Annotated in this window: 24 protein-coding genes and 1 other RNA gene; 13 read left to right on the top strand and 12 right to left on the bottom strand. The window is 64.8% G+C overall.

The window, feature by feature from the left end:
* Nucleotides 1-84 precede the first annotated feature (84 nt).
* Nucleotides 85-1,671 (top strand): calcineurin-like phosphoesterase C-terminal domain-containing protein, encoded by a 1,587-nt coding sequence (locus tag XpruCFBP8353_RS16810; protein ID WP_101364212.1) that lies wholly within the window; start codon nucleotides 85-87, stop codon nucleotides 1,669-1,671.
* Nucleotides 1,672-2,093: 422 nt separating this feature from the next.
* Here the strand turns inward: XpruCFBP8353_RS16810 and XpruCFBP8353_RS16805 are convergent, their stop codons facing one another.
* The 6 genes from XpruCFBP8353_RS16805 to XpruCFBP8353_RS16780 form a co-directional block, all read right to left on the bottom strand.
* A complete protein-coding gene (locus tag XpruCFBP8353_RS16805) occupies nucleotides 2,094-3,164 on the bottom strand; it encodes a C13 family peptidase (RefSeq protein ID WP_101364211.1) in 1,071 nt (356 codons plus the stop codon).
* A 184-nt stretch (nucleotides 3,165-3,348) separates the two neighbouring features.
* Nucleotides 3,349-4,047, bottom strand: coding sequence for an acireductone synthase (gene mtnC / locus XpruCFBP8353_RS16800; protein WP_101364210.1), 699 nt, complete (start codon nucleotides 4,045-4,047; stop codon nucleotides 3,349-3,351).
* 2 nt (nucleotides 4,048-4,049) lie between these two features.
* A complete protein-coding gene (locus XpruCFBP8353_RS16795; RefSeq protein WP_101364209.1) occupies nucleotides 4,050-4,616 on the bottom strand; it encodes a 1,2-dihydroxy-3-keto-5-methylthiopentene dioxygenase in 567 nt (188 codons plus the stop codon).
* A gap of 35 nt (nucleotides 4,617-4,651) precedes the next feature.
* Entirely contained in the window at nucleotides 4,652-5,305 is a 654-nt protein-coding gene (locus XpruCFBP8353_RS16790) for a methylthioribulose 1-phosphate dehydratase (RefSeq protein WP_101364208.1), read from the bottom strand.
* An 89-nt stretch (nucleotides 5,306-5,394) separates the two neighbouring features.
* Nucleotides 5,395-6,825, bottom strand: a complete 1,431-nt coding sequence (locus tag XpruCFBP8353_RS16785) for an amino acid permease (RefSeq protein ID WP_101364207.1) — start codon at nucleotides 6,823-6,825, stop codon at nucleotides 5,395-5,397.
* A gap of 76 nt (nucleotides 6,826-6,901) precedes the next feature.
* Complete coding sequence (locus XpruCFBP8353_RS16780; protein ID WP_046962536.1) at nucleotides 6,902-8,374, bottom strand: amino acid permease; 1,473 nt, start codon at nucleotides 8,372-8,374, stop codon at nucleotides 6,902-6,904.
* Between the two features lie 176 nt (nucleotides 8,375-8,550).
* On the opposite strand from XpruCFBP8353_RS16780, the gene XpruCFBP8353_RS16775 reads away from it, so the two are divergent.
* On the top strand, nucleotides 8,551-9,099 hold the full coding sequence (locus tag XpruCFBP8353_RS16775; protein WP_101364205.1) for an NUDIX hydrolase: 549 nt from the start codon (nucleotides 8,551-8,553) through the stop codon (nucleotides 9,097-9,099).
* Nucleotides 9,100-9,287: 188 nt separating this feature from the next.
* Here XpruCFBP8353_RS16775 and serA read toward each other — a convergent pair whose 3' ends face one another.
* The gene (gene serA, locus XpruCFBP8353_RS16770) at nucleotides 9,288-10,529 is read right to left on the bottom strand and encodes a phosphoglycerate dehydrogenase (protein ID WP_101364204.1); all 1,242 of its coding nucleotides are present in this window, start codon (nucleotides 10,527-10,529) and stop codon (nucleotides 9,288-9,290) included.
* Between the two features lie 209 nt (nucleotides 10,530-10,738).
* Here serA and XpruCFBP8353_RS16765 point away from each other — a divergent pair, with 209 nt between their 5' ends.
* From XpruCFBP8353_RS16765 to XpruCFBP8353_RS16755, 3 genes are read left to right on the top strand one after another with little or no spacing between them, the layout of a single operon-like run.
* Nucleotides 10,739-12,157 carry an FAD-binding oxidoreductase gene (locus XpruCFBP8353_RS16765; RefSeq protein WP_101364203.1) on the top strand — a complete coding sequence of 473 codons (1,419 nt, stop codon included), beginning with the start codon at nucleotides 10,739-10,741 and terminating at the stop codon, nucleotides 12,155-12,157.
* A 34-nt stretch (nucleotides 12,158-12,191) separates the two neighbouring features.
* Nucleotides 12,192-12,491 (top strand): DUF2388 domain-containing protein, encoded by a 300-nt coding sequence (locus XpruCFBP8353_RS16760; RefSeq protein ID WP_101364202.1) that lies wholly within the window; start codon nucleotides 12,192-12,194, stop codon nucleotides 12,489-12,491.
* The gene (locus XpruCFBP8353_RS16755; protein WP_101364201.1) at nucleotides 12,488-14,338 is read left to right on the top strand and encodes a DUF7844 domain-containing protein; all 1,851 of its coding nucleotides are present in this window, start codon (nucleotides 12,488-12,490) and stop codon (nucleotides 14,336-14,338) included. Before XpruCFBP8353_RS16760 ends, XpruCFBP8353_RS16755 begins: the two co-directional genes overlap by 4 nt.
* Nucleotides 14,339-14,566: 228 nt before the next feature.
* On the opposite strand, the gene XpruCFBP8353_RS16750 is transcribed toward XpruCFBP8353_RS16755, so the two are convergent.
* From XpruCFBP8353_RS16750 to XpruCFBP8353_RS16725, 5 genes are all read right to left on the bottom strand, one after another.
* Nucleotides 14,567-14,953: a hypothetical protein gene (locus XpruCFBP8353_RS16750; RefSeq protein WP_101364200.1), complete on the bottom strand. Its 387-nt coding sequence runs from the start codon at nucleotides 14,951-14,953 to the stop codon at nucleotides 14,567-14,569.
* Nucleotides 14,953-15,519, bottom strand: a complete 567-nt coding sequence (gene yeiP, locus XpruCFBP8353_RS16745; protein WP_005993551.1) for an elongation factor P-like protein YeiP — start codon at nucleotides 15,517-15,519, stop codon at nucleotides 14,953-14,955. The genes XpruCFBP8353_RS16750 and yeiP overlap by 1 nt, the downstream gene beginning before the upstream one ends.
* Before the next feature lie 135 nt (nucleotides 15,520-15,654).
* Nucleotides 15,655-16,425: an SDR family NAD(P)-dependent oxidoreductase gene (locus tag XpruCFBP8353_RS16735; RefSeq protein WP_101364199.1), complete on the bottom strand. Its 771-nt coding sequence runs from the start codon at nucleotides 16,423-16,425 to the stop codon at nucleotides 15,655-15,657.
* Nucleotides 16,426-16,563: 138 nt separating this feature from the next.
* Nucleotides 16,564-17,460, bottom strand: a complete 897-nt coding sequence (locus tag XpruCFBP8353_RS16730) for a hydroxymethylglutaryl-CoA lyase (protein ID WP_101364198.1) — start codon at nucleotides 17,458-17,460, stop codon at nucleotides 16,564-16,566.
* Complete coding sequence (locus XpruCFBP8353_RS16725; RefSeq protein WP_101364246.1) at nucleotides 17,457-18,254, bottom strand: enoyl-CoA hydratase-related protein; 798 nt, start codon at nucleotides 18,252-18,254, stop codon at nucleotides 17,457-17,459. The genes XpruCFBP8353_RS16730 and XpruCFBP8353_RS16725 overlap by 4 nt, the downstream gene beginning before the upstream one ends.
* Nucleotides 18,255-18,370: 116 nt before the next feature.
* On the opposite strand from XpruCFBP8353_RS16725, the gene XpruCFBP8353_RS16720 reads away from it, so the two are divergent.
* The 8 genes from XpruCFBP8353_RS16720 to dapB all read left to right on the top strand — a co-directional run bounded on the left by XpruCFBP8353_RS16720 (nucleotide 18,371) and on the right by dapB (nucleotide 24,564).
* Entirely contained in the window at nucleotides 18,371-18,619 is a 249-nt protein-coding gene (locus XpruCFBP8353_RS16720; RefSeq protein WP_010367126.1) for a FeoA family protein, read from the top strand.
* Nucleotides 18,616-20,475 (top strand): ferrous iron transporter B, encoded by a 1,860-nt coding sequence (feoB, locus tag XpruCFBP8353_RS16715; protein ID WP_101364197.1) that lies wholly within the window; start codon nucleotides 18,616-18,618, stop codon nucleotides 20,473-20,475. Before XpruCFBP8353_RS16720 ends, feoB begins: the two co-directional genes overlap by 4 nt.
* Before the next feature lies 1 nt (nucleotide 20,476).
* Nucleotides 20,477-20,731, top strand: coding sequence for a DUF6587 family protein (locus XpruCFBP8353_RS16710; RefSeq protein ID WP_101364196.1), 255 nt, complete (start codon nucleotides 20,477-20,479; stop codon nucleotides 20,729-20,731).
* Between the two features lie 59 nt (nucleotides 20,732-20,790).
* Nucleotides 20,791-21,291 carry a hypothetical protein gene (locus XpruCFBP8353_RS16705; RefSeq protein ID WP_101364195.1) on the top strand — a complete coding sequence of 167 codons (501 nt, stop codon included), beginning with the start codon at nucleotides 20,791-20,793 and terminating at the stop codon, nucleotides 21,289-21,291.
* Nucleotides 21,292-21,350: 59 nt separating this feature from the next.
* Nucleotides 21,351-21,426, top strand: a non-coding RNA gene (locus XpruCFBP8353_RS16700) — sX9 sRNA.
* A 92-nt stretch (nucleotides 21,427-21,518) separates the two neighbouring features.
* Nucleotides 21,519-22,721, top strand: coding sequence for an aminotransferase-like domain-containing protein (locus XpruCFBP8353_RS16695; protein WP_101364194.1), 1,203 nt, complete (start codon nucleotides 21,519-21,521; stop codon nucleotides 22,719-22,721).
* A complete protein-coding gene (locus XpruCFBP8353_RS16690; protein ID WP_101364193.1) occupies nucleotides 22,718-23,437 on the top strand; it encodes an MOSC domain-containing protein in 720 nt (239 codons plus the stop codon). The genes XpruCFBP8353_RS16695 and XpruCFBP8353_RS16690 overlap by 4 nt, the downstream gene beginning before the upstream one ends.
* A gap of 410 nt (nucleotides 23,438-23,847) precedes the next feature.
* The gene (dapB, locus tag XpruCFBP8353_RS16685; RefSeq protein ID WP_101364192.1) at nucleotides 23,848-24,564 is read left to right on the top strand and encodes a 4-hydroxy-tetrahydrodipicolinate reductase; all 717 of its coding nucleotides are present in this window, start codon (nucleotides 23,848-23,850) and stop codon (nucleotides 24,562-24,564) included.
* The last annotated feature ends 235 nt before the right edge of the window (nucleotides 24,565-24,799 follow it).

Raw genomic sequence — 24,799 nt, 5'->3', positions numbered from 1 at the left:
GCCGCGCATTTTCCGCCTGCCGACGGCAGCGTGCGCCTGGCTGCCAAGGGTACAATTTCCGCTGATTCTTGCGCGGGAAAACGCATGCAACCTCGCTTCGTTTTGATTGCACTGGGCTTGCTCGCGGGAAGCGCATACGCGCGCGACACCACGGTCGATGGCATCGTCTATGAAGAACGCGACGGGCGCGCCGGCCGCAGCGCCGATGAGCCGGGCGTTGCCGATGTGGCTGTTTCCAATGGCGAGCAGATCGTGCGTACCGATGCGCAGGGCCGCTACCGCTTGCCGGTGCGCGATGGGCAGACGGTGTTCGTGATCAAGCCGGGCGACCGCCGCTTCGTGCCCGCCGCCGACGGCTTGCCGGCGTTTTGGCGCCACTACGCACCTAACGGTTCTGCCAACCACAAATACCCCGCCATTGCAGCGACAGGCCGTCATACACACAACTGGGATTTCGCGCTGACCCCGCGTGCGCGCGCCGCAGCCGATGGCTTTCAGATGCTGGTGTTTGCCGACAGCCAGACCGCCAGCCTTGCCGACGTCGGCTACTACCAGCGCGATATCGTGGCACCGATCATCGGCAAGACCACGGCGCGGCTGGGCACTACGCTGGGCGATATCGTCAGTGACGATCTGAGCCTGTATCCGGCCTTGAACAAGGTCACGACGCAGCTGGGCGTGCCGTGGTTCCATGTGCCGGGCAATCACGATCTCAATCTCGACGCGCACGACGATGCGCAGTCGCTCGACAGCTGGCACGCGGTCTACGGCCCGGACACCTATGCGGTGGAAGAAGCCAACGCCAGCTTCGTGTTTCTGGATGATGTGATCTACACGCCCGGCGGCAAACAAGCCTATATCGGTGGCCTGCGCGAAGATCAATTCGCGTTCCTGCAGAAGTATCTGGCGCAGCTGCCACGCGACCGGCTAGTGGTGCTCGGCATGCATATCCATCTGTTCGATGCGGCGCCTGGGCAGGAGACCTTCCGGCATGCCGATCGCCGTCGCCTGTTCGCATTGCTGAAAGCGTTTCCGCATGTGTTGGTGCTCAGTGGCCATAGCCACACGCAGCGCCAGGTGGAGCATGGTGCAGACGAAGGCTGGCAGGGTGCGCGCCCGCTGCACGAATACAACGTGGGCGCGGCCTGCGGTGCATTCTGGTCGGGCGCCAAGGATGCCGACGGGATTCCCGACGCGACCATGAGCGATGGCACTCCCAATGGCTATGCAGTGCTGCAGGTTGCCCCTAGCGGCGACTACACGTTGGCCTATCACGCCGCGCGCGCGGCCAATGATGCGCAGTTGCTGCTGCATGCGCCCAAGGTGCTGCGCAAGGGTGCGTATGCGGCGTGGGGCATCTACGCCAATGTGTTCATGGGCCAGGACGATACCGTCGTTGAGATGCGCATCGACAACGGTGTCTGGCAGCCGATGAAGCGGGTAGAGCGTGCCGATCCGCGCGTGCTGGCAGAGAACGTGCGCGACGATGCGGCCGACGCGCTGCGTGGTTACGACCGCTCGCCGGAGGCCACGCCGTCGACGCATCTATGGCGCGGCGCATTGCCGACCACTCTGTCGGTGGGCGAGCACACCGTCCAGGTGCGCGCGACCCTGCCGACCGGGCAATACAGCGCCAGTACCGTGTATCGCCTGCAAACCGCTGCGCCTTGAGTCCGCTGGCAAAATCGACTGTATCGGCCGTCAGGCAGGCGTGGCCGGTACTCGTTGCGGCATGTCACTTGTCCACCGCGGTTGCCGAGCGACGCCGACTTCCGCCTGATGCGTGCACGCGAAGGTTTGTCAGCCGCTCCTGGTGCAGCGGTAGTGGCCTGCGTCCTCGCGCGATCCAGCTCGGTCGGATGCGTTGCTGCGGCATCGCAGCGCTGAAGCGTTACGTCGGCTTTGCCGCGTGATCCTGATCGCCACAAACACAAACGCCTCCACGAGGGAGGCGTTTTGGGATCCGGGCTGGCAGGCGTTGGCGCGCTGGCGAAGATCGGTGCTGGCTGGCGAGTTGCTGGCTGGCCGGGCGAGTCTAGCGATCCCGTACTAGTGTTGGCGAAATGAGAATTAGTCTCATAAATTCACTGGGGCTATCGAGTAGATGCGGCAGGCGCACGCGGCGGCTTGGACGGCGAGCTCTCTGCTTCCACTGCCTTTGGGCGCTTCGCATCATCTACCGCCGCATCGCCGGACTGACGGGTTGAATCGACCTGCGGGTCAGTATCAGCATCCACAGGCGGATATGGATACACAACCGCCGGCCCGAGATGCACACCGGCACGCCAACGTGCCAGCACCGGGGCGACGCGCTTGCCCAGAGACTGCTGCGGCAATGACGGCAACTCCCCTTCCTGTTTCTCGCGTGCGGTGATCGCGCCTTTGGCGATGTCGAATGCGGCCAGCGGGTCGTCGCTCTGGTTCATTGCATCGATCAACCACGCCTGCCCGAAATAGGTGGCGTTGGACGTGTTGCCGCAGCCAAACGAGGGCCGGTCGGCACGCGCGGCAGTGAGGATCAGCGTCTGCGGCGAGCGCAGCGCGGGAATGAAGCCGCCCGAGTAGCAGGCCGACAGCACGATGATGCGATTGTCGATGCCGGCATCGTCCAGCGCCTGACGCAGATCCTGCGGGCTGATGAAATCCTCTTCCTTGTCGTCCACCTGTACATACAGGCTGTGGTCTTCCGTACCGTGCGTGGTGACGAACAACAGCAGCGCATCTTCCTTGCGATCCATACGCTTGCCGATCGCAGCTAGCGTGTCGTACAGATTGTCGTAGGTGGCCAATGGTGCGTACGGATGCTCGCCCAGATTGTCCGGGTTGTTGACCAGGGTGACCACGCGCCCGCGCGCGTCGAAGCGTTGTTCGAACAGCTGCTTGAGGTACAGCGTCTCGTTGCGGAACACATCGTCGCCGGCATCGCCAGCAAAGCCGACGACGTATAGATCGGTGACGCCAGGGCGCTGCGGCTGCAGTGCTTTCAATGCGTTCGCAAGCGCGGCCTGATCAACCGGATCCACCTCGTTCTGGCCAGCTGCGGCCTGAGCCGGCAATGCAGCACCGGCCTCTGGATGGCAGCCGGCCATCAGCGCAACGACGACGATCAGCAGTGAGCAGCGCCGCAACAAGGCATTTGGTCCGAACGGGAAATGCAGCGACATGGAAACTGCCGAGGTCCAAGGGGAAGCGGGGGGCGTCCGAGCACATTGATCGCACCGCAGACCATCATCCCGTCAGGTAGATGCATGCGGCGCGTTCAGAGCTGGAACGTGCCGGCGGCTCACATCGTGCTAAATATCGGCCACGCCCACCCAACGGTGAGCGCGGTCGGTGCGCTGAGCGTGCTTAAAAGACCAGCTGGCTAAAACTCTCCACGCGCTGGTGGCTGCCGACATCATCGGCCGAGCGCGGCGTGGGGTAGTCCTCACGGCGGTCCAGCAGCGCGGTGCGCATCCCCGTGCGTTTGGCCGCATCGAGCTCTTCGATCACGTCCGACAGGAACAGGATCTCCGACGCCGGTACACCGATGCGCTCGGCAATACGGCGGTAGCTGGCCGCTTCCCGCTTGGATCCAACTTCGGTATCGAACCAGTCGGTCACCAGCCCGCTCAAATCGCCGGCATCGCTATGCGCGAAAAACAACTTCTGCGCCGGCACCGAGCCTGACGAATACACGTACAGCGGAATGCCCGCCGCGTGCCAGGCCTGCAGCTGGATCGCTGCATCGGCATACATGTGCGCGGTGAAGTCGGCAGTCTTGTAGCCATCACCCCAGATCAAGCCCTGCAAGGCCTTGAGCGCGGTGTGCTTGCGGTCCTCGTCGATCCAGGTCTGCAGCGTGGTGATCAGCAGCTCGTCCGGCACATCCTCGCCGATTTCATCGGCTACCTGGTTGAGCCAGTGGCGCACCTGTGGATGATTGCCGTGCTCGCGTACGTAAGCGGGCATGGCGCGGCGCGCATACGGGAACAACACGTCCTTGACGAACGAAATGCTGCTGGTCGTACCTTCGATATCGGTGAGGATCGCTTGCGGTCGTGTCATCGTCAGCTGGCCTTGTGAGGTTTCTCGGGGGCGTAGCGGGGGAATTGTTTGGCGATTTCGGTGCCGGTGAAGTGGCCGACCCAGCCGTCCGGCTCGGTGAAGAAGCGGATCGCCACGAAGTGCGGCTCCGGCCCCATGTCGAACCAGTGCAGGGTGCTGTCAGGTACCGCGATCAGATCGTCCTTGACGCATTCGATTTCATAGACCTTGGCATCCACGTGCAGCGTGAACAGGCCCGAGCCGGCGACGAAGAACCGCACTTCGTCTTCCTTGTGGAAGTGCTCGTCCAGAAACTTGGCGCGCATTTCTTCGCGCTTGGGGTTGTCCGGCGCGATGCTGACCACGTCCACGGTCTTGAAGCCGCGCTCTGCGCTGATGCGGTCGATGTCGGCGCGGTAGGCAGCCATCACCTGCTCGGGCGTGGCGCCGGGTTCGACCGGCTGGCTGGCTTTCCAGCGCTCGAAGGTCACGCCGATCTTGACCAGCTCGGCGGCGATCGCCTCGCCGTCGCGGCTGTCGAATTCCGGGGTGGTCGGGTTGGTGTCGGCAAAGATACGCAGTCGGCTCATGGCGGTCTGGCTCACGAATGGGGGGCGGACGGTACTCAGCGCGTGCCGCGCAGTTTCAGCAGTTCGAGCTCGCAATGCAGCAGGAATTCGAACGCTTCCAGATGGCGGCGTGCCTCGGCCATGTTGCGGCCCCAGGCATACAGGCCGTGTCCTTCGATGAGATACCCCCACATGCTCTGTTTGTCCAGCAAGGCGTCGACCTGCGCGGCCAGCACCTGCATGTCCTGGGTGTTGGCGAACACCGGCACGTCCACCGCGGTGTCGTGGGTGGTATTGCCTTCGAAGGCCTTGAGCAGTTCGTAGCCTTCCAGGCGGATCACGCCGCTGCCTGCATACAGGCGGGACGCGATCGTCTGCACCGGCGAATGCGTGTGCAACACGCAGCCGATCTCCGGGAACCGGCGATACAGCTGGGTGTGCAGCAGGGTCTCGGCGGACGGGCGCAACGGGCGGCCAACGGCCTGGCCATCGAAGTCCACCACCATGATGTCTTCTTCGACCAGGCGGCCCTTGTCGCGGCCGGAGACGGTGATGGCGGCGTGCTGTTCGTCCAGGCGATGGGAAAAATTGCTGCTGGTCGCGGGTGTCCAGCCGGCATGCGCCAGCTCGCGGATATTGGCGATCAGCACATGCGCCAGCTCGTGCAGACGTGCAGCGCTATAGGGCAGGGGGGCAGTAGTCGCATTCATGGACCTATTCTACTGCGCCCCCGGTGTCCGGGCAGGTGCAGCGCAGCAGGTGTGTTCCTGCCGCGCCAGACCGCGGACCATGCGCAGGCTCAGCGTCCGTCGTGCAGACGGCTGTGGCGATAGCCGTAGCCGAAGTAGATGACCAACCCGACCAGCGTCCACAGGCCCATCAGCATCCAGTTGTGCAGCGTCATCGCCGACAGCAGCGCAAGACAGCTCAACACGCCAGCACTGCAAATCAACCAGGCGGCTGGCATGCGAAACGGACGCGGCAGTTCCGGATGGGTGCGACGCAGGATCAACACGCCGGCGCAGACCGCCGCGAAGGCGATCAGCGTACCCATCGACGTCAGCTCGCCCAGCACATCCAGCGGAAACACCGCTGCCAGCAGCGCGATGCCCACACCCGTGATGACGGTATTGATATGCGGGGTACGGTACTTGGGATGGATGCGGGTGAAGATCGACGGCAACAGCCCGTCGCGCGCGATGATCATGAAGATGCGCGGCTGCCCGATGATCATCACCAGCACCACCGACGACAGCCCGATCAACGCGCCCACTTCGACAATCACACGCAACCAGGCCAACTGCGGATGCGCCGCGACCGCGGTCACCACCGGTTCGTCGGTGCCGAGCAAGGTATACGGCACCAGCCCGGTCATCACCGCCGCCATGGCGATGTAGAGCACGGTGCAGATCACCAGCGAGAGGATCATGCCGATCGGCAGATCGCGTTGCGGGCGGTGCGATTCCTGCGCCGCCACCGACACTGCTTCGAAGCCGATATAGGCGAAAAACACCATCGCCGCGCCGCGCAGCACGCCTTCCATGCCGTACTTGCCTGGGCCTTCGTTGGCCGGAATGAACGGGTGCCAGTTAGCGGTGTCCACGTATTTCCAGCCCACCGCGATCACCAGCAAGATCAGGCCGGTCTTGAGGATCACCATGGCCATGTTCATTGCCGACGACTTGCGGATGCCGACATAGCACAGCCAGGTCAACAGCAGCACGATGCCGGCTGCAGGCAGGTTGGCGATCGCCCCGGTGGGTTGCAGCTTGCCGTCAAGCGGCGCGCTGACGAACGCGGCCGGCAAGTGAATGCCGAAGTGTTCGAGCAAGCTCAGGAAATAACCGGTCCAGCTGACCGCCACTGCCGAGGCCGACACGCCGTATTCCAACACCAGCATCCAGCCGATGAACCACGCAGCCAGCTCGCCGAAGGTGGCGTAGGTGTAGGTGTAGGCGCTGCCGGAGACCGGCACCATCGCGGCGAATTCGGCATAGGCCATGGCGCAGAACGCGCAGCACACTGCTGCGAGCACGAACGAGAGCATGATCGCCGGGCCGGCATGATCGGCCGCTGCCTGGCCGGTAATGACGAAGATGCCGCCGCCGATCACTGCGCCGATGCCCAGGGCGGTCAGCCCCCAGGGGCCGAGCGCGCGTTGCAGGCCCAGCCCGTCGGCCGCCTCATGGCTGGCGTGCGGGTGTTTGGTGGCCCAAAGTTGTTTGAACATGAAGCGGTTCCGGCTTGGCGCTACGCGCGATCATTGAACGAGAAGACCGGCGCTGCGCGCCGGTCTCGAGGGAAAGTCAGGCCCGCTTGGCCAGGCGGCTATGGTGGATGCCGTAGCCAAAGTAGATAAACAGGCCAATCACTGTCCAGCCCACGAACACCTTCCAATGTTCCTGGAAGGCCTGAAAGAACAGGAACAGACAGGCCAGCGCGCCAAGCGGGCAGATCACCATCGCCAGCGGCACCCGGAAAGGACGCGGCAGATCGGGCTTGGTGAAACGCAGCACCATCACGCCGGCGCACACGGTGGCGAAGGCGAGCAGGGTGCCCATCGAGACGAGTTCGCCCAGCACATTCAACGGGATCACCCCCGCCAGCAACGCGGCGACCACGCCGACGAAGAGCGTGCCGACGTAAGGCGTGCGGAATTTCGGGTGCACCTTGCCGAACAGTTTGGGCATCAACCCATCCTTGGCCATGGTGTAGAAGATGCGCGGCTGCGCCATCAGCATCACCAGCACCACCGAGGACAGGCCGGCGATTGCGCCGATCTCCACCGCAGTCTTGAGCCAGCTCAATTGCGGGTGGGCTTCCAGCGCGGTGGCCACTGGCTTGGCGGTGCCGAGCTGGGTATACGGGAGCAAACCGGTCAACACCGCGCAGACGATGATGTAGATGACGGTACAGATCGCCAACGACACCAGGATCCCGATCGGCATGTTCTTCTGCGGGTCCTTGGTCTCGCCGGCGGAAGTGGAGACCGCGTCGAAACCGATATAGGAGAAGAACACGATGGAGGCCGCGCGGAACACGCCGTCCCAGCCAAACTGCCCCGGCCCGGTGTTCTCCGGAATGAAGGGGTGCCAGTTTGCCGGGTCGATGTAGGCGATGCCGAAGCCGACGAACAGGCAGATCACCACGACCTTGATCGCCACCACGATCGCGTTGGCGAATGCCGATTGGGTGACGCCCACGTAGCACAGCATGCTCACCGCGCCGACGATCAAGACGGCCGGCAGGTTGACGAGATTGCCGGAGCTGACAAAGCCGTGGCCGTCCCAGGCCAATGGCGCGCCCGCCAGTTCTGCCGGGAACGGCAATCCGAGCGTGCCGGTCAGGAAGCTGATGAGGTAGGCGGACCAACCGACCGCGACGCTGGCGCCGGCAAACAGGTACTCCAGCACCAGGCACCAGCCGATGAACCAGGCGATGCCTTCGCCGAGCGTGGCGTATGAATACGAATAGGCGCTGCCAGAGACCGGCATCATTGCGGCGAATTCGGCGTAGCACAGGCCGGCAAAGGCGCAGGCGATGCCGGCAAACACGAACGACAGCATCACCGCAGGGCCGGCGTGATTGGCCGCAGCCTGGCCGGTCAGCACGAAGATGCCGGCGCCGATCACCGCGCCGATGCCGAGCATGATCAGGTGCTTGGCTGTGAGGGTCCGCTGCAGCGTGGCTTCGCCTTGCAGGCTGCCTTCGACCGGTTCGCCCGCATCGACATGGCCAGCGGGCTCGATCGGTTTGACCCTCAACAGAGACTTCAGCATTCGGTACATCCCTAAGTGGCAAAGCTAGGCGCAGACGCCCGGACGAAGGTGGTGTGACGCATCCCGGCGGGACAGGCAAGCGGCCTACCTTGCCAAAGCTACACGCTCACGACAAGCGCGTACGCAGCATGAATGGCGATAATGGTCGCTGATACCTGCGCAACCGAGAACGACAGATGGTGGATACAAGCCTGCGGCAGCACCTGGCTGCCTACCGCGCCCGCTTTCCGGACGAGGCCGACGTGGTCGACCAGTTCGTGCAGCTGCTGGACGATGCCACCGATCCGTTCGTGCGCGAGCGTGTCGAAGGTCATTTCACCGGCTCGGCCTGGGTGGTCAGCGCCGACGGCAGCCGCACGCTGCTGACCCATCACCGCAAGCTGCAGCGCTGGTTGCAGCTGGGCGGTCACGCCGACGGCGAGCGAGATCTGGCGCAGGTGGCCTTGCGCGAAGCCGAAGAAGAGTCCGGTCTGGCCGGTTTGTGGTTGGCAGACGCCGCGTTGTTCGATCTGGACCGCCACTGGATCCCCGCGCGCGGCGAGGTGGCCGGGCACTGGCATTACGACGCGCGCTATGTGGTGGTCGCGGGTGCGGATGAGACCTTCAAGGTCAGCGAAGAGTCGCTCGCGTTGGCCTGGCGCCTGATCGCCGAGCTGCTGGCCGAGCCGGAGCTGGATCCGTCGATGCGGCGCATGGCCGAGAAGTGGATGGCCCGAGGCGTGTGATGGGTGCTGAGGTGCGCGCCCTCATCCGCCCTGCGGGCACCTTCTCCCGCAAGCGGGAGAAGGGAGCAACCGGAGAAGGGAGCAAACCGGAGAACGGAGCAAACCGGAGAACGGCGACCTGCACTGCCTTCTCCCGCGTGCGGGAGAAGGTGGCGCAAAGCGCCGGATGAGGGCCGCTCATGCACCAATCAATACAAGATCCGCGTCCGCAAGGTCCCTTCGATCAGGGCCAGGCCTTCCTTCAGCGCGGTGGCCTGCGCTTCGCTGGCGCTGACGTCGATCACCACGTAGCCGACCTTGGCGTCGGTACGCAGGAACTGGCCGTCGATGTTGACGTTGTGGCGCGAGAACAGCTCGTTGATCTTGGACAGCACGCCCGGCACGTTGCGGTGGATGTGCAGCAGCCGCAGGCTGTCGGGGTGCTCGGGCAGGGTGACCTCGGGGAAATTCACCGCCGACAGGGTGCTGCCGTTGTCGCTGTAGCGCACCAGCTTGGCGGCCACTTCGATGCCGATATTGTCCTGCGCTTCCAGCGTGCTGCCGCCCACGTGCGGGGTCAGGATCACGTTGTCGTGTGCGGTCAGCGGCGATTCGAAGACATCGCCATTGCCCTTGGGCTCGACCGGGAACACGTCCACCGCCGCACCGCCGATCTGGCCGGAGGTGAGCGCCGCATCCAGCGCGTCGATATCGATGACGGTGCCGCGCGAGGCGTTGATCAGATGCGCGCCGGGCTTCATGCGGGCGATTTCAGCCGCGCCGATCATGTCCTTGGTGGACGCAGTCTCCGGCACATGCAGGGTCACCACGTCCGAGCGTGCCAGCAGGTCGTCCAGATCGATTGCGGCGCGCGCGTTGCCGAGCGACAGCTTGGTTTCGATGTCGTGGAAGATCACCTGCATGCCCAACGATTCGGCCAGCACGCCCACCTGGGTGCCGATATGGCCGTAGCCGACGATGCCCAGCACCTTGCCGCGCGTTTCATGGCTGCCGGTGGCCGATTTGGACCATCCGCCGCGATGGCATTGCGCATTCTTCTGCGGGATGCCACGCAGCAACAGGATCGCTTCGGCGATGACCAGTTCGGCCACGCTGCGGGTGTTGGAGTAGGGCGCGTTGAACACTGGGATGCCGGCCAGTTCGGCCGCATCCAGATCCACCTGATTGGTGCCGATGCAGAAGCAGCCGACCGCGATCAGGCGCTTGGCGTGCGCCAGCACCTCGGCGCTCAGCTGGGTGCGCGAGCGGATGCCCACGATATGCGCGTCGGCGATGCGGGCGATCAACTCGTCTTCCGGCAGCGATTTGGCATGCAGTTCGATCTGCGAATAGCCGGCGGCGCGGAACACATCCACGGCGGTCGAACTGATGCCTTCCAGCAACAGCACGCGGATGTCCTGCTTGGGAAACGAAGTTCTCTTCGGTGACATGGGGGGAGCGCAACGCAGCAATCGGGTCGGCAACTATGCCAGATGGGGTGCGTGATGGGGTGGTCGCGACGCTGTGTTCGCACCGGCGAAGCCGTTGCAGCGCAACGGTTTCAGCTGAATCCAACGTTGCGTTGGCCATGATTGCACCGGCTAGACGGGGCAGGCTGGCGCTGGCACGCTGTGCGGTTCCTGCCGCAGCGCCGTGTGCCATGACCGATCCCCGCATTCTTTCGTTGCAACACGCCGTGCCTGCGTTGCGTTTGAAGACCGACCCGGCCGACCTGGAACATTACGGCCGCGACTGGACACGGCGCTGGACGCCGAATCCGCTCGCAATCGCCTTGCCCGGCTCGGTGGAAGAAGTGCAGGCAGTCATGCGTTGGGCAAACGCGCAAGGCGTGGCGGTGGTGCCGTCGGGCGGGCGCACGGGGTTATCTGGCGGCGCAGTGGCGGCCAACGGCGAACTGGTGCTGAGCCTGGAGCGTTTGAACAAGCCGCTGGATTTCAACACGGTGGATCGCATGCTCACCGTGCAGGCCGGCATGCCACTGGAAGCGGTGCACAACGCCGCACGCGAGCATGGGCTGGTGTATCCGGTGGATTTTGCGGCGCGCGGCTCGTGCTCGATCGGCGGCAATATCGCCACCAATGCGGGCGGTATTCGGGTAATCCGTTACGGCAATACGCGCGAATGGGTGGCTGGGTTAAAGGTGGTCACCGGTGGCGGGGAGTTGCTCGAACTCAACAACGCGCTGGTGAAGAATTCCAGTGGCTACGACTTCCGCCATCTGATGATCGGCTCCGAAGGCACGCTTGGCATCGTGGTCGAAGCCACGCTGCGGCTGACCGACCCGCCGCCGCCCAGCAACGTGATGCTGCTGGCGCTGCCTTCGTTTGACGTGTTGATGCAGGTGTTCGCTGCGTTTCGCGCGCAGCTGCGCCTGGAAGCCTTCGAATTCTTCACCGATCGCGCGTTGGAGCATGTGCTTGCGCACGGCGCGCAGGCGCCGTTCGCCGAGGTTCACCCGTATTACGTGGTGACCGAATTCGCCGCAGGCGACGAGGCGCAAGAGGCGGCCGCGATGGCGGCTTTCGAGACCTGCATGGAGCAGGGCTGGGTCAGCGATGGCGTGATCAGCCAGAGCGATGCCCAGGCCGCCCAGCTGTGGCGCCTGCGCGAAGGCATCACGGAAGCGTTGGCGCGTTATACGCCGTACAAGAACGATGTGTCGGTGCGCATCTCGGCGATGCCCGCATTCCTGGCCGAAACCCAGGCCTTGCTCAGCGAGGCGTATCCGCACTTCGATGTGGTGTGGTTCGGGCATATCGGCGACGGCAATCTGCACATCAACGTGCTCAAACCCGATGGCACCAGCCAGGCAGATTTCGTTGCGGCCTGCGATCAGGTGACCAAGTTGCTGGCGCAGGCCCTGCAGCGTTTCGATGGCAGTATTTCCGCCGAACACGGCATCGGTCTGGTCAAGAAGGCCTACCTGTGGAGTACGCGCTCTGCCGAAGAAATCGCCTTGATGCGTGGCATCAAGCATGTGCTCGATCCGCATCTTTTGCTGAATCCCGGCAAGCTGTTCGAGATGGGCGACGTGCCTGCCGCCACGCCCGCCGGTTAGTCTTCCACGACCTTCACACGGAATAGATCAGCCCATGATGCGCTCCCTCGTGTTTTGCGCTTTGACGCTGCTGCCGCTTGCAGCATTCGCATCCAGTCTGGCCGGTACCTCGGCAGGCGCGTCGTCGGCCGGTTCGTCCAATTCTTCCGGCAGCAGTTCCGGCGACGACAAGGTGGTGGCCGACGCTCGCGAAGATGCGGCTGGTTTTGTCGCCAGCGGTGGCATCATCCGCGGCGCGCGTCTGGAAGCGGCGTTGGTGCAGTTGCGTAGCCGTAGCGATGCGGCGCGGCTGTCCAGCGACCTGGAACTGGCGCAGTCCATCCTGGCCCAGTGAGCCTACGCCGGCGGTGCGGTTGGCTGCTGCTGGCCACCTTGATCGCACCGCAGGCGCAGGCCGAATTGTTGGCCGAGATTGTTCCGTCGGACTTGCCTCCGGCGGAGATCCAAGCAAGTAACGCACTGGTGCAGCAGGTCGCGCAGCGACTGCCGCAGGGCTGGACGCAGCGGCTAACCGCACCGATCCAGTTGCAATGGCGCACCGATCTACCAGCGCAGGTACATGGGCGTGCAATCGGCAATCGTGTCCTGCTTGATCGCGCGCTGCTACAGGCGTGGAGTGCGCAGTCCGACGACGCACGTTCCGATCGCACCGCAGCGGCCACGCGCGCGGCGATGGCTGCGCTCATACACGAACTGGCCCATGTGCTCGATCGCGGCGCAGATAGCGCGTTGTCGCGTGATCCGCGTCTGCGCGATCTTGCCGGCTGGCAGGTGCGGCCGTGGCGGGTGGGGCGCAGCGCAAATCAGTTCAGCGACCGCAGCCCGGACGATTACGAGCGCCGCAGCCCGGCCGAGTTCGTCGCGGTCAATCTTGAGCATTACGTGCTGGACGCAGACTACGCGTGCCGGCGCCCTGCACTGGCAGCCTGGTTTGCGCAGCGCATCGGTACGCCGCAGGGCGCTGTGCCATGCGAGACCGCGCTGCCGTATCTGCAGGCCGACAACGACGCCGGTGCGATGTCGTTGCTGACGCTGGATCCGGCACGCGTGTACGCGGTGGACTATCTGCTCGCCGAGGGCAACGAGCAGCCGATGAGCCGCTGGGGCCATAGCATGCTGCGCCTGGTGATCTGCGCCCCCGGCCGTGCACCGGGCCCCGCATGCCGGCTGGATTTGCAGTATCACCGCGTGCTGTCGTTCCGCGCATTCGTGGGTGATGTACAGATTTCCAGCTGGCGTGGACTCACCGGTTCGTATCCATCGCGGCTGTTCGTGCTGCCGTTGAATCAGGTGGTGGACGAATACACCAAGGTGGAATTGCGTGCCTTGTCGTCTGTGCCGCTGACCCTGACGCCCGATGAGATCGCCGCGCTGCTGACGCGTGCCGCGCAGGTGCATTGGAGTTACGACGGGCGCTATTATTTCATCGGCAACAACTGCGCGGTGGAAACCTTCAAGTTGTTACACGATGGGGTGCCACGTCTGGCTGCGGCCAATTTGGCGTCAATCACGCCGCGCGGCGTGCGGCAACGCTTGCAGCGCGCCGGCATTGCCGACATGCAGGTATTGGACGATCCTGCTCAGGCGATCCGCCAGGGCTATTACTTCGAATCGGCGGCCGCGCATTACCAGGCCATGTTCGATGTGCTTCGGCGAGGCATCGCGGTGCCGCAAACAACAGTTGCGCAGTGGCTGGATGCTGCGCCTGATGCACGGGCGCAATGGTTCGATCGTGGTGGGCTGCGCGAAACTGCGGCGGCATTGTTGCTGGAACAGGCGGCAGTGCGCCGCCAGGAATTGCTGGCGCGCGATGCGCTCAAACGCCTGCTGCAACCCGGCGTGGTGGCGCGCGAAACGGTGCAGGGGCAGCTGCAATCGCTGTTCGCGCGCGAAGCGCAGCTCAGCCACCCGGCGCTACTGTTGGGTAGTAAGGGTTACGGCTTGCCGCAGGCAAGCGAGCGGCAACAGCTGAGCGCACGTGTGGCGCAGGAAAGCGAGGTGCTGGTCGGTGGCTGGAAACAGCTACAGCAACTGGGACGCCAGCAATTGCCGGCCGATGTGCGCGTTGGATTGGAGCAGGGCGAGGCGAATGTGGAGCGTTTGCGCGCGCGATTGCGTGTGCTTGCGGGCGGTGATGCGGCCGCCGACAAAACGCAAGCGGATATGCGCATCCCTCCATAGGCGCAATAGCAACCTTGCCGGCCCCTCTCCCGTTGGGAGAGGGGGTGTGGTGAGGGCAGGGGCGGCCAGCATTCTTTGCATTGCCCAGGCCTCATTTCGGGTGAGGCAGGCCACGGTCTCATGGCGAGAAAAGGAAGTGCTGCAGTCTGCAGCTGTAAGTTCTGATTGCTCTGCGCCTCGCAGGAGCACCCACCGCATCAGCGTGCAGCTGACATACCAGACGACACCTCAGCCGGCTGGTTGCAGATCCGCTTGCTTCGCATACTGACGCAGCCATTCGCTGACATGCGCGTCGTTGCGGTACTGCTGCATCAACTTGGCCAGGCGCGCCGGTGCCGGTGTGCAGAACTGCGCCACGGCCACTTCGATTTCATGCCGGCGGTCGGCGTCGTAGGGTTCTTCGCCGGCGAAGTGCTCGCAGGTGTCGTAATCGTCCACCAGCTTGCGCACATCCTCCGGCATGCCGCACAGGCCTGCCGGATGCTGCAGCCATTCGTCTTCCACCTTGGGATCGGTACAGGCCACCGGCGCAGGCGTTGCGGCCTGCGTCGGTGCCTGTTGCGCGCTGCAAGCCACCAGCACACCCAAGGTCATGACAACGGCGAACCGACGCATCAGTCGGCGCGACCGGCAAATTCGCCCGTGGTGGTGTTGACCAGCACGCGTTCGCCGTTGGTGATGTACTCGGGCACCATGATTTCCATGCCGGTGTTGAGCTTGGCCGGCTTGGGCCGCTTGGTGGCAGTGCCGCCCTTCAATTCCGGCGGGGTTTCCACCACTTCCAGCGTCACCGTCTGCGGCAGTTGCACGGCCACCGGCTGGTCGTCGATCACTTGCACATAGATGCCGGTCAGGCCATCGGTGATGTAGCCGGCATCAGTGCCGATCACATCGGCATCCAGCGTGTACGGGGTGAAGTCTTCGTCGTCCATGAACACGAACGCTTCGCCGTCCTTGTACGAGAACGTCGACAGCCGGCGCAGCAGTTCGACTTCGGGCAGGTTGTCGTCGGCATCGAAGCTGGCGTCGGTTTTCACCCCGCCCGGCACGCTGTACATGATGAAACGGAAGCGCACATTGCCGCCGCGGCCCTGCGGCGAGCTGCGCTCGATGTCGCGGATCTGGTAAATGCCGCCGTTGTATTCGACGACGTTGCCTTTCTTGATGTCGTTGGCTTTCATGGGAATCGGGAGTTGGGAATGGGGAATGGGGAATGGGGAATCGGGAATCGGGAATCGGGAATCGGAAAAGCCGGATACGGGGTGCTGAGAATAGGGCGCCGTGACGATTCCCCATGCTCGATTTCCCATTTCCGGCTACTTGGGTGCCAGCCGCACGCCACCGTCCAGGCGAATGGTTTCGCCGTTGAGGTAGCGGTTGCGCAGGATGAAGGCGACGGTGTCGGCGTACTCGTCCGGCTGGCCGAGGCGTGAGGGGAACGGGATGGAGGCGGCAAGCGATTGCTGCACTGTCTCGGGCATGCCGTCGACCATCGGAGTCCAGAACACGCCCGGTGCGATCGTCATCACGCGGATGCCGAAGCGCGCCAGCTCGCGTGCCATCGGCAAGGTCATGCCGACCACGCCACCCTTGCTGGCCGCGTACGCTGCTTGGCCGATCTGGCCTTCGAACGCGGCCACCGAGGCGGTGTTGACGATCACGCCGCGCTCGCCGTCGCCGCCGGCGGCGTTGTGTTGCATCACATCGGCCGCAGCCTTGGCCACATTGAAGCTGCCGACCAGATTCACCAGCACGGTGTTGCGGAAGGTGGCCAACGGCATCGGCGCTTCCTTGCCCAGCACGCGGCCGGCGCCCAGGATGCCGGCACAATTCACGACCAGGTTGAGCCCGCCCAACGCCTGCGCGGCCTGCGCGACATTGGCGGCCACCTGCGCTTCGTCGGTGACATCGGTGGCGACGTAATGCGCGTTGCCGGCACCGAGGAGTGCCAGCGCTGCGTCGGCCTTGTCGGCGTTGACGTCGAACAGCGCGACCTTGCCGCCGTCGGCAACCAGACGCTGTGCAACAGCCAGGCCGAGGCCGGATACGCCGCCGGTGACGATGGCAAGGACAGAAGATGGCTGCATGCGTTAGTTCCTTGAAAAGCGTTGAAGGCCGATGGACACCGGCGAGCGAACGATCGGCGAAGCGGTCGGCAATTCTAGCCCAAGCCCCTGCGCGACCGCGGAGGTGGGCGGTGCGGGATTGCTGGGAAAAGTGACACCTCAGCCAGTAGCAGCCAGCGCCTTGCCGACCTTGCTGCCGGTGTCGCGGCCAAGCAGTTGCGCGAGCCAGCGGCCGGTGCGGGCGAGGGCGGGCAGATCGATGCCGGTGGGCATGCCCAGCCCCTGCAGCAGATACACCACGTCTTCGCTGGCCACATTGCCGCTGGCGCCCTTGGCATACGGGCAGCCGCCCGCGCCGGACACCGCCGCATCCACCACGCGCACGCCTTGCTCCAGACAGGCCGTGATATTGGCCAGCGCCTGCCCGTAGGTATCGTGGAAATGCACTGCCAACGCCTGCATCGGTACGGCTTGCGCCACCGCGGCCAGCATCTGGCGCGCCTTGAGCGGGGTGCCCACGCCAATGGTGTCGCCGAGCGAGATTTCATAGCAGCCGAGCGCGTGCAGACGTTGCGCGACATCGACCACGTCGGCCACCGGGACGTCGCCTTGATACGGACAGCCCAGCACGGTGGACACGTAACCGCGCACGCGCACGCCATCGCGCGCGGCTTGCTGCAGGATCGGCCGAAACCGTTCGATCGATTCATCGATGCCGGCATTGGTATTGGTGCGATTGAACGCCTCCGACGCTGCGGTGAACACCGCCACTTCCTGCGCGCCGGCGGCGCGCGCGCGCGCGTAGCCCTGCAGGTTCGGCACCAGCACCGGGTAGGCAATGCGGGGCACCTGCGTGATGCCGGCGAAGACCTCGGCAGCGTCGGCCAGCTGCGGCACCCAACGCGGGCTGACGAAGCTGGTCGCTTCGATGGTGTGTAGCCCGGTGGCCGAGAGTTGATCGATCAAGGCGATCTTGTCGGCCGTGGCGATCGGTTGTGCTTCGTTTTGCAGGCCATCGCGCGGGCCGACTTCGACGATGCGGACGAAGTCGCTCACGCCATGCTCTCCGGCACCCAGGCGGCGGTGCGCTTGTCGAGAAACGCACCCAGGCCTTCCTGGCCCTCGGGTGAGACGCGCAAGCGGGCGATCAACGCCGCGTTGGCGGCATCGATGGCATCGCGGTCGGCAGGTGGCAGCACCGAGCGCACCAGTACCTTGGCACTGCTGGTGGCCAGCGGCGCCGCGGTCATCAACAGGCGAACCTGTCGCTCCACGGCGACATCCAGCTGATCGGCGGCGACCAATTGATGCAGCAGCCCCAGCAACTGTGCGGTGCCGGCATCGAAGATCTCGGCGGTGGCGAACCAGCGCCGCGCCTGGCGCGCGCCGATTGCTGCAACCACATAGGGTGAAATGACCGCCGGCAGCAGGCCGAGCTTGCTCTCGGTCAGCCCGAAGCGCGCCTCGGTACAGCCGATGGCGATATCGCAACACGCCACCAAGCCGACACCGCCACCGAACGCTGCGCCGTTGACGCGCGCGATGGTCGGCTTGGGCAGTTCATCCAGGGTGCGCATCAGCTGCGCCAGCGCCAGTGCGTCGGCGGCGTTCTCGGCTTCGCTGGCGGTCGCCATGCCGCGCATCCAGTTCAGGTCTGCGCCGGCCGAAAAGGCAGCGCCGGCGCCGGTCAGCACGACCACGCGGATCTGGGCTGCCTGGCCAGCCTGGCGTAACGCGTCGGTAAGCGCTGCGATCAGCGTCGCGTCGAACGCGTTGTGCACCGCGGGGCGGTGCAATCGCAAGGTGCGGACCGCTCCCTGGTCCTCCACGATCAAGCCAGTGTCCTGCATTGCGTAGAAGTCCATGAATGGGATGCGAACCATGATAGCGGGCCGGGTCGCCGGAGCCATGACGCGGTGCGTCGATGCTAGAATTGAGAACCATTCCTAACAATCAGGCCGTCTTTGTGACGCTGTCCGACATGCCTTTGCATCGCGCCGCCATCGTGGACTCCGTGGAGGATCGTCTCCCCAACGACACGATCGCCCGGCGCTTGCGGGAGTTGGGGTTTGTCGCAGGCGAAGAAGTCACGGTGCTGGCCACCGGGCCAGTCGGTCGCGAACCGCTATTGGTGCAGGTCGGCTACACGCGGTTTGCCCTGCGGCGCAGCGAGGCCGCGCGCGTGCAGGTGCGCGAAGCCGGAGTGTCGGCATGAGCGCGGCAGTGGTTCCCTTGCGTCTGGCATTGGTGGGTAACCCCAATAGCGGCAAGACTGCGCTGTTCAACCAGCTGACCGGCAGCCGGCAGAAGGTGGCCAATTACACCGGCGTCACCGTCGAGCGTAAGGAAGGACACTTCCGTGCGCCGTCCGGGCGCGACTTCGCGGTACTGGATCTGCCCGGCGCCTACAGCCTGCAACCGGCGAGCCTGGACGAGGCGATCACCCGCGACCTGTGCCGCGGTTTTTATCCCGGCGAGCCGGCACCGGACGTACTGGTCTACGTGATGGACGCGACCAATCTGCGCCTGCATCTGCGCTTTGCGCTGGAGCTGCGCGAACTCGGCCGGCCGATGATCGTGGCGTTGAACATGATGGACGCCGCGCAGCGCCGCGGCATCGTCATCGATCTGCCGGCGCTGGAGCAGGCGCTCGGCGTGCCGGTGGTTGAAACGGTCGCGGTGCGTCGCGGCGGTGCCAAGGTCCTGGTCGAACGACTCGATACGCAGGCGGCACGTCTGGCGGCGCCCATCGCCAGCCCACCGGCCGACGGCAACTACCACGCGCTGGTGCGGCAGATCCTCAGCGCAGCCGTGACCATGCCGACCCGCACCTCGCGCGTGGACGATACGCTGGACCGCTGGTTGCTGCATCCGATCTGGGGCCTGGTCACGCTGGCGGTGGTGATGTTCCTGATCTTCCAGGCGGTGTATGCCTGGGCCGCGCCGGTGATGGACCTGATCGACGGCGGCACCGCCGCGCTGGGCCAGTGGGTGGGCGCCACCTTGCCGGAAGGTCCGCTCAACAGCCTGCTCAAGGATGGCGTGATCGCTGGCCTTGGCGGGGTGATCGTGTTCCTGCCGCAGATCCTGATCCTGTTCGCTTTCATCCTGGCATTGGAAGAATCCGGCTACCTGCCGCGTGCCGCCTTCCTGCTCGATCGCATGATGTCCGCGGCCGGTCTGTCTGGGCGCTCGTTCATTCCGCTGTTGTCGAGCTTTGCCTGTGCGGTGCCGGGCATCATGTCCACGCGCAGCATCCAGGACCCGCGCGACCGGCTTGCGACCATCATGGTCGCGCCGTTGATGACCTGTTCGGCGCGGCTGCCGGTGTATGCATTGCTCATTGGCGCCTTTATTCCGCAGAAGACGGTGTGGGGCATCTTCAATCAGCAGGGGTTGGTGCTGTTCGGACTGTATGCCGCGGCTATCCTCAGTGCGCTGCTGGTGTCGTGGACGATGAAGAAGTGGCGGCGCGACAAAAGCGAGCATCCGCTGATGCTGGAGCTGCCGTCCTATCGTGTGCCGCAGGTGCGCGATCTGGCGCTGGGGCTATGGGAGCGCGCATGGATCTTCCTCAAGCGCGTGGGCGGCATCATTCTTGCGCTGACCATTCTGCTGTGGTTCCTGCTCTCGTTCCCGGCGGCGCCGGCCAATGCCACCTTGCCGGCGATCGACTACAGCTTCGCAGGCCGTATCGGCCATGCAATGGCGGTGTTCTTCGCACCGCTGGGCTTCAACTGGCAGATCTGTATTGCGCTGATTCCCGGCCTGGCCGCGCGCGAAGTAGCGGTGGCTTCGCTGGCCACCGTGTACGCACTGTCTGCTGCCGACGACGATGCGGCAGCGCAGGCATTGTCGCCGCTGATCAGCGATGGATGGTCGCTGGCCACCGCGCTGTCGCTGCTGGTCTGGTACATCTACGCACCGATGTGCATCTCCACGTTGGCCACGATCAAGCGCGAAACCAACTCGTGGAAGCAGATGACCATCAGCGCGGTGTACCTGTTCGCGCTGGCCTATCTGGCCTCGCTGGTGACTTACCAGCTGGCTGTGCTGCTGGGAGCCGGTTGAGATGACGCTTTCGCTCACGTTGCAATACCTGGTGATCGCCATCGCCGTGCTGGTCAGCCTGTGGGTGGTGATGAAGAAACAGTTCCCCACTGTGCTGCGCCGCCTGCGCGGTTCGCTTGCGCTTGGTCTGTTGCGCCGCGGGCGACCTGCATGGATGCAGGCGCTTGGGCGCCGCGTTGCACCTCCCGCCACACAAAACGCATCGGCCTGCGGCGGCTGCGACAGCTGCGGCCCGACACCGCCGCGTCGTCACTGATATCCGCAGCGTCGGCTACACTTGCGCGGCCGCAGGACGCGGCGGAACAGGGGGCGGTGATGCGTTTGCTGGTGTTGTTGGCGGCTCTGGCGGCCGTTGCCGGTGTTTATCAGTACGGTGGCAATGCGCTCGACGAGAAGCAGGTGCGCGATTTCTATGCCGCGCACGACAAGGCGATGTTGAGTCAGGATGGCGAGGCGCTCTGCGCGATGACTGCACCGGACTTTGAAATGGTGGTGCTGTACCGCATGGATACGCATCAGAAGCGGCAGACCGCCAACCGCGAGAAATATTGCAAGTCCAATGGCGAATGGGCGCAAGTGCTGCGGCAGATGAGCCACGTGGCCAACCCGGAAGAGCTGATCGACTACAAGCAGTCGATCACCAAGATCGACATTGCCGCGGACGAACAATCGGCCATGGTTGAAACGCGCGCCACGCTCGGCCTGCCCGGCTTGCGCATGACCTTCCGCACGCGCGACAAGGTGATCCGTAAGCGCTGGAAGACGCTGATCGCCCGTAGCGAAGGCACCGCCTGGGTTGGCCCGGCATATCAGTAGGCGCAGCGAACACATCCGCTGCGCAGGTCGGTGTGGGCACGGCCGGTGCTCGGTGCGGCATGGGTCAGTCGGTCGGTCCGGTTCCTGTCCGCTGTCCACGCCAGCCTGACAGCCGCGCGCTACGTTGTGTTCGCCGCTCCATACCGGCGGTGAGCCAGGCAAGCGGCGGAACGTCCGTCGCTGCACTGCACAGCACCGCAGCCACTGGCGTTCGCTATGCTTGCGCCATGACAACCTCCTTCCAGATCTCCCGACGTGCGCAGGCGCTGACCAGTTCGGCGATTCGCGAAATCCTCAAGGTGACCGAGCGGCCGGAGGTGATTTCCTTCGCCGGCGGGTTACCTTCGCCAGCCACTTTCCCGGTGGAGCGCATGCGCGCTGCCAGCGATCAGGTGCTGCGCGATGCGCCGCAGGCGGCGCTGCAATACGGCCCGACCGAAGGCTATGCGCCGCTGCGCGAGTGGGTGGCCGCGCGGCTGAGTCGCGATGGCGCCAGCATCCGGCCCAGCCAGGTGCTGATTACCACTGGTTCACAACAGGGCCTGGACCTGCTCGGCAAGGTCTTCATCGACGAAGGCAGCAAGGTGCTGGTGGAAACGCCGAGCTATCTGGGTGCATTGCAGGCGTTTTCGCTGTTCCAGCCGGCATTCGTCGGCATGCCCTCGGATGAGGACGGCGTGGTGGTGGATGCGCTGGATCCGGCGCTGCTGGCCGATGCGCGGTTTCTGTATTGCCTGCCGAATTTTCAGAACCCCACAGGCCGGCGCTTGCCGTTGGCGCGTCGCCAGACGCTGGTCGCGCGCGCGGCCGAGGCTGGCGTGCCGATCGTCGAAGACGACCCGTACGGCGAGCTGTACTACAGCGGGCAGCCGTTGCCGAGTCTGTTGTCGATGAACCCAGAAGGCGTCATCTACATGGGGTCCTTTTCCAAGGTGCTCGCACCCGGTTTGCGGCTGGGCTATGTGGTGGCGCCCGAAGCGGTGTTGGGCAAGCTGATCCAGGCCAAGCAGGCAGCCGATCTGCACACCCCGTCATTCACGCAGCGCGTGGTGTACCAGACGCTGCAGGACGATTTTCTTGAGACCCATATCCCGCAGATCCGTGCGCTGTATGCGCGCCAATGCGACCTGATGCTGGAGGCCCTGGATCGGCATTTCCCGGCGCAGGTGCAATGGAATCGCCCGGAGGGCGGCATGTTTTTGTGGGTGACGCTGCCACCTGGGCTGGATGGCACCGCGTTGCTGGCGCGCGCCATCGCGCGCAATGTTGCGTTCGTGCCGGGCGCGCCGTTCTTCGCCACCTTGCCGCAGACCAATACGCTGCGCCTGTCGTTTGTCACTGTGCCCGGCGAGAAGATCGATGCCGGCATCCAGGTGCTGGGCGAGCTGCTGCGCGAGGCGCTGGACGAGTTGCCAGGGCAGGGCGCGTGACAGCGGCCACGGCGGAGCAGTGCGTGCCGATCGCCATCGTGATCGACAGCGTTGCGATCGGCAGCGCACGCGACTTCACCCGTCCCGGTAGCCGCAGTGCGATCGATAAGCGCGCGCTGCAGGGTGCGGTGAGGGTGGGTGTCGAAGGCCTGGAAGGCGACGAGCAAGGCGACCGGCGCGTGCATGGTGGGCCGGACAAGGCCATCCATCATTACCCGCGCGATCACTACGCCGCCTGGCGCGATGAACTTGGCCCGCACGTCCTGCTGGAGGCCGCCGGTGCCTTCGGCGAAAACCTCAGCAGTGTCGGCCTGACCGAAGCCGACGTCTGTCTCGGCGATCGCTTCGCGTTGGGCACCGCGGTGGTGGAGGTGTCGCAGTTGCGGCAACCGTGCTGGAAGTTGTCGGACCGGTTCGGTGTGCGCGAGTTGGCGCGGCGCGTGCAGGAAACCGGCCGCACCGGTTGGTACTACCGCGTGCGGCAGCCGGGTAGCGTTGCGGCCGGCGACCTGCTGACCCTGAAAGCGCGCCCGCATCCACGGTGGCCGCTGTCGCGCCTGCAACAGGTGCTATATGCACGCCAGGTCGATGTTTCCGCCGTCACTGCAGTGCTGCAGCTGCCGTTGGTTCCGTCGTGGCGCGCGCTGTTCGAACGCCGCCTGCAGCGCAGCGAAGTGGAGAGCTGGAGCAAGCGGCTGGATGGCATCCACGATTAAGAGCGGATGCCAGCCTGTGGCGTGACCACCACGCGCGGGGGCGTGGTGGAAATCCTGCTGTGCCAGTCCCGTGCGGCGGTCCTGTTCGGTGATCGCACCGGCTAATGGCTGTTCGCGTCGTTTCACGGGCGTTCCAGAAGCAACTGGCACCAGGCTATTGCGTCGCCGAACGTGCGCACCATCGCTTCGACGTCGGCATGTGTCACGCATACGTCTGCGCTTCGCCGCTCCGTCAGCATCGGTCCCGGAGCCGCTCGCTACATGTTATTGCCCGTTGCCAAACCCACTAACAACATACCCCTGCAACTGCACATCGCGCGCAGCGCACCACTGCAACGACGAATCCCCAATCGCAACACCCCAATCCCGGCTATCGTGTACCACCCATCTCTCCAAGCCAGCCTGCCACCATGACAACCTCAGCTGTGAAAGTTCTGATCCACGGCGCCTCTGGGCGGATGGGCAAGGCGTTGCTGCGATTGGCTGCCGAAGACGAGACCTTGCAGGTGGTTGGCGCCGTGGTGGGCCGCTCGCCATCGCAACGCGTGGTTGACGGCGTGCCGTTTTTCGCCGCCAGCGAACTCGGCGGCGCGCCTGCGTTCGATGTGGCCATCGACTTCAGTTTGCCGCAGGGCTTCGCGCCGATCCTGGCGCTGTGCGCGCAGCGCGGTAAGCCGCTGGTGTCTGGCACCACCGGGCTGGACGAGGCGCAGCGTGGAGCACTGCGCGATGCCGCCCAACACATCCCGTTGGTGTGGGCCTCCAACTTCAGCCTGGGCGTTGCGGTGCTGACCGAGTTGGTGGAGCGTGCCGCCGGCACCTTGCCGGGGTGGGATTGCGACATCATCGAAGCGCATCACGTGCACAAGCAGGATGCGCCATCCGGGACCGCACTGACGTTGGGCGAGGCGGCCACCGGTAGCGGCGCGCAGCCGCGCTATGTCAGCCTGCGCGCTGGCGACATCGTCGGCGAACACACCGTGCAGTTCACGGGGTTGGGCGAGCGGGTCGAACTGGTGCATCGCGCGACCAACCGCGACATCTTCGCGCGCGGTGCGTTGCATGCCGCCAAGCGACTGATCGGCAAGCCGGCCGGCAGCTACCGGGTGCGCGATCTGGTGCTGTAAGCCGGCGCGCCACCGCGCATGCGCGGTAGCTGCACGTGGCGGCCTATTCATGCCCCAGCGTTGATACCGGTGCTGCATCGAACGCTCTTCAGGCTGGCATGCCGGGGCAGTTGCCTTTACAATTCTCGCTTGCCCGAACCAGCGTCGGACCGGTCCTCAGCACCGCGTCCGCGCTTTGTTGCAACCGGAATTTGGCCGGAAGCGCATCGGAGTCCCAGGCAGCCAGAGCGAGACC

The sequence above is a fragment of the Xanthomonas prunicola genome (assembly GCF_002846205.1).
GTDB classification, from domain to species: Bacteria; Pseudomonadota; Gammaproteobacteria; order Xanthomonadales; family Xanthomonadaceae; genus Xanthomonas; species Xanthomonas prunicola.
This window is presented reverse-complemented; position numbering and strand designations above follow the sequence as displayed.